Here is a 15,462-nt window from a genome sequence, read left to right on the forward strand (position 1 = left end):
CCGTGACCACCACCACCGAAACCTACGGCGTGGACCCCACCCCTTCGCCGCTCGCCCTGCTGCTGCTCGGCCGGGAGGCCGACCCGAACAGCGAGCGCGGCGTGGAGTGCCCCGGCGACCTGCCCGCCGCCTCCGACCCGGACCTGGTGGCGCGCGCCCGCGCCGCGAAGGAGAAGCTCGGCGACCGGGTCTTCATCCTGGGCCACCACTACCAGCGCGACGAGGTGATCGAGTTCGCCGACGTCACCGGTGACTCCTTCAAGCTGGCCCGGGACGCGGCGGCCCGCCCGGAGGCCGAGTACATCGTGTTCTGCGGCGTGCACTTCATGGCCGAGTCCGCGGACATCCTCACCTCCGACCGCCAGCGGGTCGTCCTGCCGGACCTCGCGGCCGGCTGCTCGATGGCCGACATGGCCACCGCCGAGCAGGTCGCCGAGTGCTGGGACGTGCTGACCGAGGCGGGCGTCGCGGACGTCACCGTGCCGGTGTCGTACATGAACTCCTCGGCCGACATCAAGGCGTTCACCGGCAAGCACGGCGGCACCATCTGCACCTCCTCCAACGCGGAGCGAGCCCTGGAGTGGGCCTTCGAGCAGGGGGAGAAGGTGCTGTTCCTGCCGGACCAGCACCTGGGCCGCAACACCGCGGTGCTGCAGATGGGCCTCTCGCTGGACGACTGCGTGCTCTACAACCCGCACAAGCCCAACGGCGGCCTGACCGCCGAGCAGCTGCGGGACGCCAAGATGATCCTGTGGCGCGGCCACTGCTCGGTGCACGGCCGGTTCAGCGTGGAGTCGGTGGACGAGGTCCGGGCGCGCATTCCCGGCGTGACCGTGCTGGTGCACCCGGAGTGCCGGCACGAGGTGGTCACCGCCGCCGACATGGTGGGTTCGACCGAGTACATCATCAAGGCGCTGGACGCCGCCGAGCCCGGCTCGAAGTGGGCGATCGGCACCGAGCTGAACCTGGTCCGCCGGCTCGCCAAGGCGCACCCGGACAAGGAGGTCGTCTTCCTCGACCGCACCGTGTGCTTCTGCTCGACCATGAACCGGATCGACCTGCCGCACCTGGTCTGGGCGCTGGAGTCGCTGGTCGAGGGCCGGGTGCCGAACGTGATCACGGTGGACGCCGAGACCGAGAAGCACGCCAAGGCCGCGCTGGACCGGATGCTGGCCCTGCCGTAACGATCCGCCCCCGGCACCGCCCCCGGCCACGGGCCCGTCCCCGGGCTCGGACCGGGAGAGGGCGGGCACCCCTTCCGGGGTGCCCGCCCTCTCGTCACGTGTGGCGCCCGAACTACTCCGGGAGGCCGGGGATCAGGCCGTCGCCCTCGTCCCGCAGCAACTCGCGGACCTGCTCCAGGGACGACTCGGCGTCCGGCAGGATCAGGTCCGACGGCTCCAGCGACTCCGGCGCGAGCGGCGTGCCGACCTCCCGGACGGCCGCGAGCAGGTTGCCCAGCGCCGCCCTGAAGGCCGCCTCGTCGCCCGCCTCGACGGCCTGGAGCAGCTCGTCGTCCAGCTGGTTCAGCCGGTTCAGGTCGCCCTCGGCGACCTCGAACTGCCCCTCACCCAAGACCCGCATGATCATGCTGGTGCGTCTCCCCTGCTACCGGGCTCACTTGTTGTAGTTGATGGTGGGCGGCGGGGTGTCGTTCTTCCCCTGCTCGATCGCCTGCGGCTGGGCGGCGGGGTGCCGCCGGTCAGCTCGGCCTTCATCCGGGCCAGCTCCAGCTCGACGTCGCTGCCGCCGGCCACCCGCTCCAGCTCGGCCTCGATGTCGTCCTTGCGGCCGAGGCCGCTGGCGTCGTCGAGCGCGCCGGAGGCCAGCAGCTCGTCGATCGCGCCCGCCCGGGCCTGCATCTGCGCGGTCTTGTCCTCCGCGCGCTGGATCGCCAGGCCGACGTCGCCCATCTCCTCGGAGATGCCGGAGAAGGACTCGGCGATCCGGGTCTGCGCCTGGGCGGCGGTGTAGGTGGCCTTGATGGTCTCCTTCTTGGTGCGGAAGGCGTCCACCTTGGCCTGGAGGCGCTGGGAGGCCAGGGTGAGCTTCTCCTCCTCCCCCTGCAGGGCCTGGTACTGCGTCTCCAGATCGGTGATCTGGGACTGCAGGTTGGCCTTGCGGCTGAGCGCCTCGCGGGCCAGGTCCTCGCGGCCGAGGGATAGCGCCTTGCGGCCCTGGTCCTCGTACTTGGAGGACTGCTGCTGGAGCTGGGTCAGCTGGAGCTCCAGGCGCTTGCGGGAGGTGGCCACGTCGGCGACGCCCCTGCGCACCTTCTGCAGCAGTTCCAGCTGCTTCTGGTAGGAGTAGTCGAGCGTTTCGCGCGGGTCCTCCGCCCGGTCCAAGGCCTTGTTCGCCTTGGAGCGGAAGATCAGCCCCATACGCTTCATGATTCCGTCGCTCATGGGCCTCGATAGCCCCCTTCTTCGGGCCTGGGTTTGCGTCTCGTGACAGGTCGAGTGTATGCGCGGCACGGTCCCCGGCGCAGTGCACCAGCCTGCAACAATGCTGCTACGGCGGAGGCCCGTTCGGCATCGTCCTCAGGATCGATATCGGTTCGCGTCCGGGGGCGCGCCGGAAAGCGGCCGGTCAACCCGTACGCTGGGAGTGTGTTTCGACGCCGCTCTGATGAATCCGCCGCCTCCTCCTCCACCGTCACCCTGACGAAGGAGGACGAGAGGACGTCCCGCGACCCGCAGGCCCCCAAGGGCCGGCCCACGCCCAAGCGCAGTGAGGCCGAGGCCAACCGGAAGACCCGGGTCACCGTTCCCAAGGACCGCAAGGAGGCCGCCAAGCAGGCCCGCGAGCGGATGCGCGCGGAGCGCGAGAAGCAGCGCACCGCGCTGCTGGAGGGCGACGAGCGCGCCCTGCCGCCGCGCGACAAGGGGCCGGTGCGGCGCTACGTCCGCGACTTCATCGACTCCCGCTGGGCCGCGGCCGAGTTCTTCCTGCCGTACGCGGTGGTGGTGCTGGTGCTCAGCATCACCCGGGTCAACTACCTGCAGCTGCTCTCCACGCTGCTGTTCCTGGTCTTCTTCGTGGTGGTCATCCTGGACTTCGTCCGGATCGGCCTCCAGCTGCGCAAGGGCCTGGCCCAGCGCTTCCCGGACGGGGACACCCGCGGCGCCGTGATGTACGGCCTGATGCGCACCCTGCAGATGCGCCGGCTGCGGCTACCCAAGCCGATGGTCAAGCGGGGCGAGCGGCCCTGACCGCGGAAGCCGTCCCGCCGTACTGGGCCCCGCCCGCGCAACCGCCGGTCGGGGCCTTCGGTGCACCTGGCATCCCGGCGCAGCACGGGTACGGGGCGCCGCAGGGGCGGCACGGGCGGCTGCCGGCCCGCGGCGGGCCGTACCACAGCGGGGCCGGCGAGTGGCTGGAGCGGCACGGCGGGCTGCACAACCTGGTCCGCCAGGAGCTGGTCACCCGCCAGCTCGCCGAGCAGCTCACCCGGGGCGTCGCGCTGCGGGTGCTGGACGTGGGCTGCGCCGAGGGCACCCAGGCGCTGCGGCTGGCCCGGGCCGGGCACTTCGTCACCGGCATAGACCCCGACCCGGCCACCCTGGGCCTGGCGCACCAGGCGCTGGCGGCCGAGCCGCCGGAGGTCCGCGAGCGCGTCCAGCTGCTCACCGGCGACGGCCACCAGGTCGGGCGCTGGTTCGGGCCGCGCAGCTTCGACCTGGTGCTCTGCCACGGCACCCTGATGTACCTGCCGGACCCGGACCCGATGCTGGCCTCGGTGGCCCGCATCCTGGCCCCCGGCGGCCTGCTCTCGCTGCTGGTCCGCAACGGCGACGCGCTGGCCATGCGGCCCGGGCTGACCGGCGACTGGCGGGCCTGCCAGGAGTCCTTCGACTCCACCCGGTACACCAACCGCCTGGGTCTGCCCGCCCGGGCCGACCGGCTGGCCGAGCTCTCCGGCACGCTGTCCGGCTTCGCCGTCCCGGTCCGGCACTGGTACGGGGTGCGGGTGTTCACCGACACCATGCCGGACGAGGCCGCCCCGGTCGACGGCCGGCAGCTGGGCCAGCTGCTGGACGCCGAGGAGCGGGCCGGCAAGCAGGACCCGTACCGGCGCGTCGCCGCGCTGCTGCACGTCGTCGCCGAGAAGTGACCGGGGAGGTCACCCGGGCAGCGGCCGGGGCCGCTGACGGAGGCCGTTGACGGGGGCGCCGACGGGGGCCGCCGGCGGGGCGGCTGACGGCGCGTCAGCCTTCGTGCAGGCTCATCGGGTAGATGTCCTGCCCGTCCTCGACCAGGACCACCCGGTCCACCCCGTCCTCCAGCAGCGTCTTCCACTCCTCGCCGACCCAGGACTCGGCGTCGCCCTGGCTGGAGAACTCCTCGGCCCCGTTCGCCGGCTCCACCACGGTGCCGTCGTTCTTCTCGTACCGCCAGGTCCACACCATGCCGGGCTCCTCCGCGAGTCGTGCCACTGGGGTTGTGACGGTAGCGTGCCCACCCCGCGAGGGGGCGAAGCTCCGTCCGGCAGGATGATCGCATGGCACTCCCCCGCACCCTGCTCCTCGGCGGCGCCCGCTCCGGCAAGTCCACCCATGCCGAGCGGCTGCTCGCCGACCGCTCCGACGTGCTGTACGTGGCCACCTCCGGGCACCGGGACGGCGACGCCGACTGGGCCCGGCGGGTCGACCTGCACCGGGCCCGGCGGCCGGCCTCCTGGCGGACCGCCGAGACCTGCGCGCTGGAGGCGGTGCTCGCGGACCGGGACGACCCGGCGCCGGTGCTGATCGACTGCCTGGCGCTCTGGCTGACCGCCGTCATGGACGAGCACCGGGCCTGGGAGGACGAGGTGTGGCTGGACGGGGGGCAGCGGGCCGTCGAGGAGCGCTGCGCGGCGCTGGCGGCGGCCTGGGCCGAAAGCGGGCGGGAGGTGGTCGCGGTCTCCAACGAGGTGGGGATGGGCGTGGTGCCCGCCACCGCGTCCGGACGGCGCTTCCGGGACACCCTCGGCCGGCTCAACATGGCGGTGGCCGACGCCTCCGAACAGGTGCTGCTGGTGGTCGCCGGACAGGTGCTGACCATCAAAGCGGTGTCCGTGTAGATTGCCGAGCGATGGACACCACCGTGGATCTCGACACTTTCTCCTCGCTCGTCGAGCGGCCCGACGAGGGTGCGCGGCGCGGCGCCGAGGAGCGCTGGCAGCACCTGGCCATGCCGCGCGGCGGCCTGGGCCGGCTCCAGGAGCTGGGGGCCTGGCTGGCGTCCGCCCAGGGCGAGGCCCCGGTCCGCCCGCTGACCGGCGCCCGGGTGCTGCTGTTCGCCGCCGACCACGGCGTCGCCTCGCTCGGCGTCTCCACCCTGGACGCCCGCGGCGGCACCGCCGACCGGGTCCGCGCCGTGCTGGACGGCACCGCGCCGGTCGCCGTGCTGGCCCGCCGCTACGGGGCGGACGTCCGGGTGGTCGACATCGCCGTGGACGCCGACCCCGCCGAGTTCCCCGAGGAGGTCGTCCGCCACCGGGTGCGCCGCGGCTCCGGCCGGGTCGACGTCGAGGACGCGCTGAGCGCGGAGGAGACCGCCCGGGCCTTCCGGGCCGGCATGGCCGTCGCCGACGAGGAGGCCGACGCCGGCACCGACCTGGTGCTGCTCGGCGACCTGGGCGTCGGCTCCACCACGGTGGCCGCGGTGCTGATCGGCGCGCTGTGCGGCACCGACGCCGCCGCCGTCACCGGCCGCGGCTCGGGCGTCGACGACCGGACCTGGATGGTCAAGTGCGCCACCGTCCGCGACGCGCTGCGCCGGGCCCGCCCGGTGCTCGGCGACCAGCTCGCGCTGCTCGCCGCGACCGGCGGCGCCGACTTCGCCGCGATCACCGGCTTCCTGCTCCAGGCCGCCGTCCGCAAGCTCCCCGTCGTCCTGGACGGGGTGGTCTCGGCGGCCTGCGCGCTGGTCGCCCAGCGGATCGCCTTCCGGGCCCCCGAGTGGTGGCGCGCCTCCGCGCTCACCGGCGAGCCCGCCCAGGCCAAGGCGTACGACCGGCTGACGCTGACGCCGCTGCACGAGGCGGGCGTCACCATGGGCGAGGGCGTCTCGGCGGTGCTGGCCCTCCCGCTGCTCCAGGCCGCGGGCGACACCCTCGCCGAGCCGGCCGCCGTCCCGAGCGCGAAGCCGCTGCCGCCGCGGGCCCCGGCCAAGCTGCCGACGGCCGCGGACCTGCTGGACCGCTACTGAGACTCCGTCAGGGCACGGGATGAACGGCGAGCACGCGGAGCCGGGGGCGAACCGGCCTCCGGTGGGTCGGCCTGCGGCGGGACGGTCTGCGGCGGGTCGGCCGGGGGCGGGCCGGGGGCGGGGGCGTCGGCGGAAGGCTGCGCGCCGCGGTCTTCCGCCCCCGCGCAGTTCCCCGCGCCCCTGACGGGGCGTGAAGCGGACGACGAACGGACCCCGCCGGAGGCCGGGCAGGCGGCCGGGGGCTCCGCGGCCTCCGGCGGCGGGCGGTTCTCCGGGGCCGGGGTCGGTGCCGGGTTGCGGTTCGCGTTCGGGACATTGACGGTGTTCCGGGTGCGGGTGGACCGGTGGGACCGGTCGGCGGGCGGGGCCGCGATGGTGCTGGCGCCGTTGGTCGGGCTGGTGGTGGGGGCGTTGGCCGGGGGCGTCGGCGCGCTGGTGGCCTGGCGGTGCGGGGCGCTGCTGGGCGGGGTGGCGGCGGTCGCGGTGGGCGCGCTGCTGACCCGGGGGCTGCACCTGGACGGGGTGGCGGACGTCGCGGACGGGCTGGGCAGCGGGAAGCCCGCCGAGGACGCGTTGCGGATCATGAAGCAGTCGGACATCGGGCCGTTCGGCGTGCTGACGCTGCTGCTGCTGATGCTGGCCCAGGTCGCGGCGCTGGCCGGGCAGTTCGGGGTCTCGCCCGGGCGCGGGGCGCTGGCCGCGGCGGTGGCCGCGACGGCGGGGCGGGCGGCGCTGGCCTGGGGATGCCTGCGTCCGGTTCCGGCCGCCCGGCCGGGCGGGCTGGGGGCGATGGTGGCGGCCACCGTGCGGCCGGCGGCGGCGGTGGCGGTGACGCTGCTGGTGGCCGGGGCGGCGGCGGTGCTGCGCTGGCAGCTGGGGGTCGCGGTGCTGCTGGGCGTGCTGGCGGCGGGGGCCCTGCTGCGGCGGTGCGTGCGCCGGTTCGGCGGGGTGACCGGGGACGTGCTGGGCGCGCTGGTGGAGACCGCGGCGACGGCGGTGCTGGTGGCGGCGGCGCTGCTGTGAGCGGACCTCGGTCCGGCTCCCGCACACGAACTCACGCACCGTCACGGATCGCGGCGGTTCGTGCACGGGGCAGGCGGGGCGGCGAGATCCCAATATGCGGACTACCATGCGGTGAGCACCCTGGCCCTGCGCCCCGTTTCGCCGCGGAGTCTGCCTGGGTTTTGCCGGTCGGCAACGGAGCCGCCACCGGCTGTGGACCGCGAAAGAACAGGACGCATTTGTCGTGACTGCACTGTCTGTGAGCACCTCTTCCGCCGTGAGCCTGCGGGCGGACGCCCTGGTGGTCGGCGTGGCGAAGGGGCCCAAGGGCCTGGTCGTCGCTCCGGGCGCCGAGGCGGTCGTCGAGGCGTTCGAGGGCAAGCTGGCCGAGGTCCTCACCACCCTGGGCGCCAGCGGCGCCGAGGGTGAGGCGGTCAAGCTTCCCGCTCCGGCCGGGGCCAAGGCGCCGCTGGTACTGGCCGTGGGCCTGGGCCCGGCCGCCGACGGCGCGTACGGCGCCGAGGAGCTGCGCAGGGCGGCCGGTGTGGCCGCCCGCACGCTGGCCGGTTCGAAGAAGGTCGCGCTGGCCCTGCCGGCGGCGACGGCCGACGAGTTCGAGGCGGTCGCGCTGGGCGGCCTGCTCGGCGCGTACTCCTTCGGCAGCTACAAGGGCGAGGTGGCCAAGGCCCCGGTCGCCGAGCTGGTGCTGCTGGCGGACCGCAAGGGCTCGAAGGACGCCAAGGCCGCCGCGGAGCGCGCCGCGGCGATCGGCGAGGAGATGAACCGGGCCCGTGACCTGGTGAACACCGCCCCGAACGACCTGAACCCGAAGTCCTTCGCCACCCTGGCGCAGACGGTGGGCAAGGAGCACGGCCTCAAGGTCGAGGTGCTGGACGAGAAGGCGCTGGCCAAGGGCGGCTTCGGCGGCATCCTGGGCGTGGGCGCCGGTTCGGCGAACCCGCCCCGGCTGGTGAAGGTGGCCTACACCCACCCGAAGGCGACGGCCTCGTTGGCCTTCATCGGCAAGGGCATCACCTACGACTCGGGCGGCATCTCGCTGAAGCCGGCCGGCCACAACGAGACCATGAAGTGCGACATGGCGGGCGCCGCCGCGGTGTTCGCCGCCGTGGTCGCCGCCAAGCGCCTGGGCCTGCGGGTCAACGTGACGGCGTGGCTGGCGCTGGCGGAGAACATGCCGTCCGGCTCGGCCACCCGCCCGGGCGACGTGCTGCGGATGTACGGCGGCAAGACCGTCGAGGTGCTGAACACCGACGCCGAGGGCCGGCTGGTGCTGGCCGACGCGATCGTCCGGGCCGGCGAGGAGCAGCCGGACGTGATCGTCGACGTGGCGACCCTGACCGGCGCGATGGTGCTGGCCCTGGGCACCCGCACCTTCGGCGTGATGGCCAACGACGAGGCGCTGCGCACCCGTCTGCACGAGACCGCGGGCGCGGTGGGCGAGGCGTCCTGGCCGATGCCGCTGCCGGCCGACCTGCGCAAGGGCATGGTCGAGTCGACCGTCGCGGACCTGGCGAACATGGGCGAGCGGATGGGCGGCGGCCTGGTGGCCGGCCTGTTCCTGCAGGAGTTCGTCGCCGAGGGCGTCGACTGGGCGCACCTGGACATCGCCGGCCCGGCGTTCAACGAGGGCGGCCCGCACGGCTACACCCCGAAGGGCGGCACCGCGAGCGCGGTGCGCACCCTGGTCCGCTTCGCGGAGGACACCGCCGCGGGCGAGTGATCCGACGCGTGGGGCCCGGCACCGGTGGGTGCCGGGCCCCACGCGCATTACCAGCCGGTAGTGGGGCGGGCCAATTCGATGGCGTGTTCGCCTCCGGCGAAAATTGATTCCGCAGGGCGGAACCGGAACCGCGAAGACCCCCGGACGGAGTACCTCCGCTTGCCGATTTCCCGGCTGTGAGCTGCGACGATACCTCCGAGAACGGGTCGTACCGCCGCCACGCGGACCGCCCCGGGTGCGCCCCGGGGCACCCGCCGACGTCACCTGCCGCCAACAAGTGCAAAGATGTATTTCCGGCACGACTGGGCGCTCTTACAAGGGCACTCACCCACCGGACCGCGACCGGCCCGGCGATCCGCACCTTTTGCATGGAGGACGTGACGTGGCGAACGACGCCAGCACCGTTTTCGACGTAGTCATTCTCGGAGGCGGAAGCGGCGGTTACGCCGCGGCGCTCCGTGGCGCTCAGCTCGGCCTGAGCGTCGCGCTGATCGAGAAGGGCGAGCTGGGCGGCACCTGCCTCCACCGCGGCTGCATCCCGACCAAGGCGCTGCTGCACGCCGCCGAGGTCGCCGACGAGACCAAGGAAGCCGCCGAGTTCGGCGTCCTCGCCACCTTCCAGGGCATCGACATCAACGGCGTCCACAAGTACAAGGACGACGTCGTCGCCGGCCTGTACAAGGGCCTCCAGGGCCTGGTCGCCTCCCGCAAGGTCACCTTCATCCAGGGCGAGGGCAAGCTCTCCTCGCAGACCTCGGTGGACGTCAACGGCCAGCGGATCGAGGGCCGCCACATCGTCCTCGCCACCGGCTCCGTGCCGCGCTCGATCCCGGGCCTGGACATCGACGGCAACCGAATCATCTCCTCCGACCACGCGCTGAAGCTGGACTACATCCCGAAGTCGGCGATCATCCTCGGCGGCGGCGTCATCGGCTGCGAGTTCGCCTCGGTCTGGAAGTCCTTCGGCGTCGACGTCACCATCGTCGAGGGCCTGCCCCACCTGGTGCCGCTGGAGGACGAGAACTCCTCCAAGCTGCTGGAGCGCGCCTTCCGCAAGCGCGGCATCAAGTTCGAGCTCAAGTCCCGCTTCTCCGGCGTGGAGTACACCGCCGACGGCGTCCGGGTCTCGACCGAGAACGGCAAGTCCATCGAGGCCGACCTGCTGCTGGTCGCGATCGGCCGCGGCCCGGTCTCGGCCGGCCTGGGCTACGAGGAGCAGGGCGTCGCGATGGACCGCGGCTACGTCCTGGTCGACGAGTACCTGCGCACCAACGTGCCGACCATCTCCGCCGTCGGCGACCTGGTCCCGACCCTGCAGCTGGCCCACGTCGGCTTCGCCGAGGGCATCCTGGTCGCCGAGCGGATCGCCGGCCTCAAGGTCGTCCCGATCGACTACGACGGCATCCCGCGGGTGACCTACTCCAACCCGGAGGTCGCCTCCGTCGGCCTGACCGAGGCCAAGGCCGTCGAGCAGTACGGCAAGGAGAAGGTCGTCACCCTCAAGTACAACCTCGCCGGCAACGGCAAGAGCAAGATCCTCAAGACCGCCGGCGAGATCAAGCTGGTCCAGGTCAAGGACGGCGCCGTCGTGGGTGTCCACATGGTCGGCGCCCGCATGGGCGAGCAGGTCGGCGAGGCCCAGCTGATCTACAACTGGGAGGCCCTGCCCGCCGAGGTCGCGCAGCTCATCCACGCGCACCCGAGCCAGTCCGAGGCCCTCGGCGAGGCCCACCTCGCGCTGGCCGGCAAGCCGCTGCACGCGCACGACTGATCGCGCCCCGTCCCCCTTCATTCCTGTACGCAAGACTTGATAGGAGTCGCTGGAACCATGGCGGTCTCAGTAACACTGCCCGCGCTGGGCGAGAGCGTGACCGAAGGCACCGTCACCCGTTGGCTCAAGGCCGAGGGTGAGCGCGTGGAGATCGACGAGCCGCTGCTCGAGGTCTCCACCGACAAGGTCGACACCGAGATCCCGGCGCCGGCCTCCGGCATCCTGGCCTCGATCAAGGTCGGCGAGGACGAGACCGTCGAGGTGGGCGCCGAGCTGGCGATCATCGACGACGGCTCCGGCGCCCCGGCCGCCGCTCCGGCGCCCGCCGCCGAGGCCGCTCCGGCTCCGGCTCCGGCCGCCGAGGCTCCGGCCGCTCCGGCCGCCCCCGCTGCGGAGGCCCCCGCGGCCCCCGCCCCGGCCGCCGAGGCTCCGGCCGCCGCCACGCCGTCCGGCGACGCCACCCCGGTCCTGCTGCCCGCGCTGGGCGAGTCGGTCACCGAGGGCACCGTCACCCGCTGGCTGAAGGCCGAGGGCGACACCGTCGAGGTCGACGAGCCGCTGCTGGAGGTCTCCACCGACAAGGTCGACACCGAGATCCCCTCCCCCGTGGCGGGCACCCTGGTGAAGATCCTGGTCGGCGAGGACGAGACCGCCGAGGTCGGCGCCCAGCTCGCGCTGATCGGTGCCGCGGGTGCGGCCCCCGCCGCCCCGGCCCCGGCTGCTCCGGCCGCCCCGGCTCCGGCTCCGGCTCCGGCCCCGGCTGCCCCCGCCGCTCCGGCCGCTCCGGCTGCCCCGGCTCCCGCTGCCGCCGCCCCGGCTCCGGTCGCCGCTCCGGCTCCGGCCGCTCCCGCTGCCCCGGCCGCTCCGGCCCCGGCCCCGGCCGCTCCGGCCCCGGCTCCGGCTGCTCCGGCTCCGGTGGCTGCTCCGGCCGCCCCCGCCGCCGCTCCGGCCGCGGACGCCGGTGACGCCTACGTCACCCCGCTGGTGCGCAAGCTCGCCGCCGAGCACGGTGTCGCGCTCTCCTCCGTCGCCGGCACCGGCGTCGGCGGGCGCATCCGCAAGCAGGACGTGATCGCCGCCGCCGAGGCCGCCAAGGCCGCGCCGGCCCCGGCCGCCGCCCCCGCCGCTGCCGCCGCCGCCCCGGCGAAGGCCGCCGCCGCGCCGTCCGCGCTGCGCGGCCAGACCGTCAAGCTGACCCGCATGCGCAAGGTCATCGGCGACAACATGCTGAAGGCCCTGCACGAGCAGGCCCAGCTGACCAGCGTGGTCGAGGTGGACGTCACCCGGATCATGTCGCTGCGCGGGAAGGCGAAGGACTCCTTCCTGGCCCGCGAGGGCGTGAAGCTGTCCCCGATGCCGTTCTTCGTGAAGGCCGCCGCCCAGGCGCTGAAGGCCCACGCGGTCATCAACGCCCGGATCAACGAGGCCGAGGGCACCGTCACCTACTTCGACACCGAGAACATCGGCATCGCGGTGGACTCCGAGAAGGGTCTGATGACCCCGGTCATCAAGGGTGCGGGCGACCTCAACATCGCCGGCATCTCGAAGAAGACCGCGGAGCTGGCCTCGAAGGTCCGCGACAGCAAGATCACCCCGGACGAGCTGTCCGGCGCGACCTTCACCATCTCCAACACCGGTTCGCGCGGTGCGCTGTTCGACACCGTCATCGTCCCGCCGAACCAGGTCGCGATCCTGGGCATCGGCGCGACCGTGAAGCGCCCGGTGGTCATCGAGGCCGACGGCGGCACCGCCATCGGCATCCGCGACATGACCTACCTGTCGCTCTCCTACGACCACCGCCTGGTGGACGGCGCGGACGCCGCCCGCTACCTGGTCGCGGTCAAGGAGATCCTGGAGGCCGGCGAGTTCGAGGTCGAGCTCGGCCTGTAAGGCGCCCCGGCCGGGAGCCCTTCCCGGGAGCCCCGCACCGTCCCCGGACGGCGCGGGGCTCCCGCGCGTTCCGGCCCGGTCGACGGACCGGTCGGCGGGCCGATCGGGTGCGCGCGGGGCGGCGATCGTGGAGGCTGGAGCGGTGATGGACGAGACGGGATTCTGGCAACTGGTCGACGAGGCCCGGGAAGCGGCCGCGGGCGACCCGGACGAACAGGCCGAGGTGCTGGTCGAGCGGCTGCTGCGGCTCACCCCGGACGAGGTGCTGGACTTCGCCCGGCAGTTCGAGGCGCGCTTCCAGCGGGCGTACACGGTGGAGCTGTGGGGTGCCGCGTACCTGATGCTCGACGGGGCCTCCGAGGACGGCTTCGACTACTTCCGCTGCTGGTTGATCGGCCAGGGCCGGGACGTCTTCGAGGGCGCCGTGCACGAGCCGGACGCGCTGGCCGAGCTGGTGCCTGACTTCGACGAGGCGGAGGACGGCGACGCGGAGGACCTCGGCTACGCCGCCGACGAGGCGTACGAGCGGCTGACCGGGCTGCCACTGCCGGACCTGGGGGTACGCCAGCCGCCGGGCCCGGAGGGCGTGTCCTTCGACTTCGCGGACGGGGCGGTGATGGCCGCCCGCTACCCGCGGCTGTGGGAGCTGTACGGGGACTGACCGCCGCACGGGCCGCACGGGCCGGACGGGGCGGGCCTTTCGGGTGGCGGCCGTCCGGGTGCGGTGCGGGGCCCGGCGGGGTGGTGCCGGCGGGGGCGCTGCGGAGGGTGCGGCCGGTGGGCGGGGGCGGTCTCCCAGGACCGGGTGACCGCGTCGTCGAGCAGCCCGGCCGGACGGTGCGGGTCCGTCCGGGCGGTGCCGTTCCACCAGCGTTCCTGCCCGGTGCCGGGGACGGGGTGCCGGCCGGGCGGCGGCGTCGGGGTGCTCACGGCGGTCACCGCACCGCTCCGGCCGACGCGCCCGGGAGGCGAGGGGTGATCCCGGATCGGGCCCCGCGGCAGGCGTGCTGACAGGCCGTCGGCAGTCCGGCGGCGGCCCGGTCGGCGGCCGGCCGGTCAGTCCAGGGCGCGGCCCATCCAGACGTCGTCCGCGTAGCCGCCCTCCAGCAGGAAGTGTTCGGGCAGGACGCCGAGGACCTGGAAGCCGTTGCGCTCGTAGAGCCGGCGGGCCGGGGTGTTGTGGGCGAGCACCCGCAGCGTCATCCGGCGGGCCCCGTCGGCGCGGGCCGCCTCGCAGGCGGCGGCGAGGAGGGCGTCGCCGACCCGGCGGCCGCGGGCCTCGGGCAGGACGCCCAGGCCCTGGATCTGGCGGACGTGCGCGTTCGACGGGAGCGGGATCTCCCGCACCTGGCGGACGTAGCCGACCACCCGGCCGTCCAGTTCGGCCAGCAGGTACTGGCCGGGGTGGTGGTCCCGGTCGAAGACCGGGGCGTCGGCGGAGCTGCGCGGGGAGACCTCGCTGAGCGGGGACCAGACGGCGTGGTCGACGGCGCGGATCGCGCGCTCGTCCTCGTCCCGCGCCGGACGGACGATCACATCGGTGGAGGGCATGGCGGACATGGTAGACGCCGCTCCGGTCCGGGGTTTCTGACCGGATGCGCCCGGGCGGGCTGCGAGGATGGCCGGTATGCGAATCGCGGTGACAGGCTCCACGGGGTTGATCGGGTCCGCGCTGGTGGACTCCCTGCTGACGGACGGGCACGAGGTGCTACGGCTGGTGCGGCGGCGTTCGCGCACCGGGCCGCAGCCGGACGGGACGGTCGGGGTCGGCTGGAACCCCCAGCTGATGCAGATCGACCGGCCCGCGCTGGAGGGCGTCGAGGCCGTGGTGCACCTGGCCGGGGCGGGCGTCGGCGACCGGCGCTGGACGGACTCCTACCGGCGGGAGATCCGGGACAGCCGGGTGCTGGGCACCGAGACGCTGGCCGCCGCGCTGTCCCGGCTGAAGGAGCCGCCGCGGGTGCTGGTCAGCGCCTCCGCGATCGGCTACTACGGGCAGACCGGCGACCAGGTGATCGACGAGGGCTCCCCGTCCGGCAGCGACTTCCTGGCCGAGGTCTGCCAGGAGTGGGAGCGCGCCGCGCAGCCCGCCGCGGACGCCGGAATCCGGGTGGTGCACCCGCGCACCGGGCTGGTGCTCGACCCGAAGGGCGGCGCCGGGGCGCGGCTGCTGCCGCTGTTCCGGCTGGCGCTGGGCGGGCGGCTGGGCAGCGGCGAGCAGTACTGGTCGCTGATCTCGCTGGCCGACGAGGTGGCCGCGCTGCGCTTCCTGATCGACCGCCAGGAGCTGTCCGGGCCGGTCAACCTGGTCGGGCCCGACCCCGTCACCAACGGTGAGCTGACCGCGGAGCTGTCCCGGCAGCTGGGGCGTCCGGCGGTGTTCGCGGTGCCGGAGTGGGCGCTGCGCGCCGTGCTCGGGGAGATGGCCGTCGAGGTGGTGGGCAGTCACCGGGTGGTGCCGAAGGCGCTGCTGGAGGCGGGGTTCGAGTTCCGCGACCCCGACGCGGGGGCGGTCGTCGCGGCGGCGCTCGGGCTGCGGTAGGGGGCGCGGCGGGGCGGCGGGGAACGGCGAGCGGCGTCGGGCGCGCGCCGGGGGCGCGGCGGGGCGGCGGGGCGGCGGGGTGCCGTCCGCGGGTGACGGGGCGTCAGCGGGGGGCGCACGGGTGCAGCCGGGCGGCGCGCGAGGTGCGGGCGGTGACGGTGCGCGCCCGTTCCCGCCCCGCGTGCCCGGTTTGGTGCACGGTGGGTGACCGGTCGGACTCGGTGCGTGCCCATGCCGGTGTGATGAACCGATTGAGTGTCACCCGGCGGTCTGGAGCGGCGGATGACGGGGCATCACCAGTGCGGACCACGTCCGCCCCCCGCT

15 protein-coding genes are annotated in these 15,462 nt (G+C 74.3%); 11 read left to right on the forward strand and 4 right to left on the reverse strand.

The annotated features are described in order from the left end of the window. Positions 1-2: 2 nt before the first annotated feature. Positions 3-1,184 (forward strand): quinolinate synthase NadA, encoded by a 1,182-nt coding sequence (gene nadA / locus QMQ26_RS10345; protein WP_100835866.1) that lies wholly within the window; start codon positions 3-5, stop codon positions 1,182-1,184. A gap of 112 nt (positions 1,185-1,296) precedes the next feature. On the opposite strand, the gene pspAA is transcribed toward nadA, so the two are convergent. Together pspAA and QMQ26_RS10355 are read right to left on the reverse strand one after the other, a co-directional pair. Further along, positions 1,297-1,590 carry a PspA-associated protein PspAA gene (pspAA, locus tag QMQ26_RS10350; protein WP_100835867.1) on the reverse strand — a complete coding sequence of 98 codons (294 nt, stop codon included), beginning with the start codon at positions 1,588-1,590 and terminating at the stop codon, positions 1,297-1,299. Further along, entirely contained in the window at positions 1,587-2,390 is an 804-nt protein-coding gene (locus QMQ26_RS10355; protein WP_282205503.1) for a PspA/IM30 family protein, read from the reverse strand. Before QMQ26_RS10355 ends, pspAA begins: the two co-directional genes overlap by 4 nt. A gap of 219 nt (positions 2,391-2,609) precedes the next feature. Here QMQ26_RS10355 and QMQ26_RS10360 point away from each other — a divergent pair, with 219 nt between their 5' ends. Both QMQ26_RS10360 and QMQ26_RS10365 read left to right on the forward strand, forming a co-directional pair. Then, complete coding sequence (locus QMQ26_RS10360) at positions 2,610-3,212, forward strand: DUF3043 domain-containing protein (RefSeq protein ID WP_282205504.1); 603 nt, start codon at positions 2,610-2,612, stop codon at positions 3,210-3,212. A 257-nt stretch (positions 3,213-3,469) separates the two neighbouring features. Beyond that, a complete protein-coding gene (locus QMQ26_RS10365; protein ID WP_404814106.1) occupies positions 3,470-4,114 on the forward strand; it encodes a class I SAM-dependent methyltransferase in 645 nt (214 codons plus the stop codon). Positions 4,115-4,208: 94 nt separating this feature from the next. Here the strand turns inward: QMQ26_RS10365 and QMQ26_RS10370 are convergent, their stop codons facing one another. Beyond that, positions 4,209-4,409, reverse strand: a complete 201-nt coding sequence (locus QMQ26_RS10370) for a hypothetical protein (protein ID WP_100835871.1) — start codon at positions 4,407-4,409, stop codon at positions 4,209-4,211. A 92-nt stretch (positions 4,410-4,501) separates the two neighbouring features. On the opposite strand from QMQ26_RS10370, the gene cobU reads away from it, so the two are divergent. The 7 genes from cobU to QMQ26_RS10405 all read left to right on the forward strand — a co-directional run bounded on the left by cobU (position 4,502) and on the right by QMQ26_RS10405 (position 13,257). Next, positions 4,502-5,062, forward strand: a complete 561-nt coding sequence (gene cobU / locus QMQ26_RS10375) for a bifunctional adenosylcobinamide kinase/adenosylcobinamide-phosphate guanylyltransferase (RefSeq protein ID WP_100835872.1) — start codon at positions 4,502-4,504, stop codon at positions 5,060-5,062. Between the two features lie 11 nt (positions 5,063-5,073). Next, complete coding sequence (locus tag QMQ26_RS10380; protein ID WP_100835873.1) at positions 5,074-6,192, forward strand: nicotinate-nucleotide--dimethylbenzimidazole phosphoribosyltransferase; 1,119 nt, start codon at positions 5,074-5,076, stop codon at positions 6,190-6,192. Between the two features lie 330 nt (positions 6,193-6,522). Then, positions 6,523-7,215 (forward strand): adenosylcobinamide-GDP ribazoletransferase, encoded by a 693-nt coding sequence (locus QMQ26_RS10385; RefSeq protein WP_404814107.1) that lies wholly within the window; start codon positions 6,523-6,525, stop codon positions 7,213-7,215. 223 nt (positions 7,216-7,438) lie between these two features. Continuing rightward, positions 7,439-8,935 (forward strand): leucyl aminopeptidase, encoded by a 1,497-nt coding sequence (locus tag QMQ26_RS10390; protein WP_282205506.1) that lies wholly within the window; start codon positions 7,439-7,441, stop codon positions 8,933-8,935. Positions 8,936-9,299: 364 nt separating this feature from the next. Then, the gene (gene lpdA, locus QMQ26_RS10395; RefSeq protein ID WP_318552227.1) at positions 9,300-10,706 is read left to right on the forward strand and encodes a dihydrolipoyl dehydrogenase; all 1,407 of its coding nucleotides are present in this window, start codon (positions 9,300-9,302) and stop codon (positions 10,704-10,706) included. Between the two features lie 57 nt (positions 10,707-10,763). Next, entirely contained in the window at positions 10,764-12,596 is a 1,833-nt protein-coding gene (sucB, locus tag QMQ26_RS10400; protein ID WP_282205508.1) for a 2-oxoglutarate dehydrogenase, E2 component, dihydrolipoamide succinyltransferase, read from the forward strand. Between the two features lie 145 nt (positions 12,597-12,741). Beyond that, positions 12,742-13,257 carry a DUF4240 domain-containing protein gene (locus QMQ26_RS10405; RefSeq protein ID WP_100835877.1) on the forward strand — a complete coding sequence of 172 codons (516 nt, stop codon included), beginning with the start codon at positions 12,742-12,744 and terminating at the stop codon, positions 13,255-13,257. Positions 13,258-13,652: 395 nt separating this feature from the next. Here QMQ26_RS10405 and QMQ26_RS10410 read toward each other — a convergent pair whose 3' ends face one another. After that, on the reverse strand, positions 13,653-14,156 hold the full coding sequence (locus tag QMQ26_RS10410) for a GNAT family N-acetyltransferase (protein ID WP_282205509.1): 504 nt from the start codon (positions 14,154-14,156) through the stop codon (positions 13,653-13,655). A 58-nt stretch (positions 14,157-14,214) separates the two neighbouring features. Here QMQ26_RS10410 and QMQ26_RS10415 point away from each other — a divergent pair, with 58 nt between their 5' ends. Next, complete coding sequence (locus QMQ26_RS10415) at positions 14,215-15,138, forward strand: TIGR01777 family oxidoreductase (RefSeq protein WP_282205510.1); 924 nt, start codon at positions 14,215-14,217, stop codon at positions 15,136-15,138. Positions 15,139-15,462 lie beyond the last annotated feature (324 nt).

This window comes from Kitasatospora fiedleri (assembly GCF_948472415.1).
In the GTDB taxonomy this organism is placed as follows: Bacteria; Actinomycetota; Actinomycetes; order Streptomycetales; family Streptomycetaceae; genus Kitasatospora; species Kitasatospora fiedleri.

Bases quoted from the DNA above. Each gene is read 5' to 3' on its own strand.
- pspAA (WP_100835867.1), bottom strand. From the start codon at position 1,590: ATGATCATGCGGGTCTTGGGTGAGGGGCAGTTCGAGGTCGCCGAGGGC.
- QMQ26_RS10355 (WP_282205503.1), bottom strand. From the start codon at position 2,390: ATGAAGCGTATGGGGCTGATCTTCCGCTCCAAGGCGAACAAGGCCTTG.
- QMQ26_RS10370 (WP_100835871.1), bottom strand. From the start codon at position 4,409: ATGGTGTGGACCTGGCGGTACGAGAAGAACGACGGCACCGTGGTGGAG.
- cobU (WP_100835872.1), top strand. From the start codon at position 4,502: ATGGCACTCCCCCGCACCCTGCTCCTCGGCGGCGCCCGCTCCGGCAAG.
- QMQ26_RS10380 (WP_100835873.1), top strand. From the start codon at position 5,074: ATGGACACCACCGTGGATCTCGACACTTTCTCCTCGCTCGTCGAGCGG.
- sucB (WP_282205508.1), top strand. From the start codon at position 10,764: ATGGCGGTCTCAGTAACACTGCCCGCGCTGGGCGAGAGCGTGACCGAA.
- QMQ26_RS10405 (WP_100835877.1), top strand. From the start codon at position 12,742: ATGGACGAGACGGGATTCTGGCAACTGGTCGACGAGGCCCGGGAAGCG.
- QMQ26_RS10410 (WP_282205509.1), bottom strand. From the start codon at position 14,156: ATGTCCGCCATGCCCTCCACCGATGTGATCGTCCGTCCGGCGCGGGAC.
- QMQ26_RS10415 (WP_282205510.1), top strand. From the start codon at position 14,215: ATGGCCGGTATGCGAATCGCGGTGACAGGCTCCACGGGGTTGATCGGG.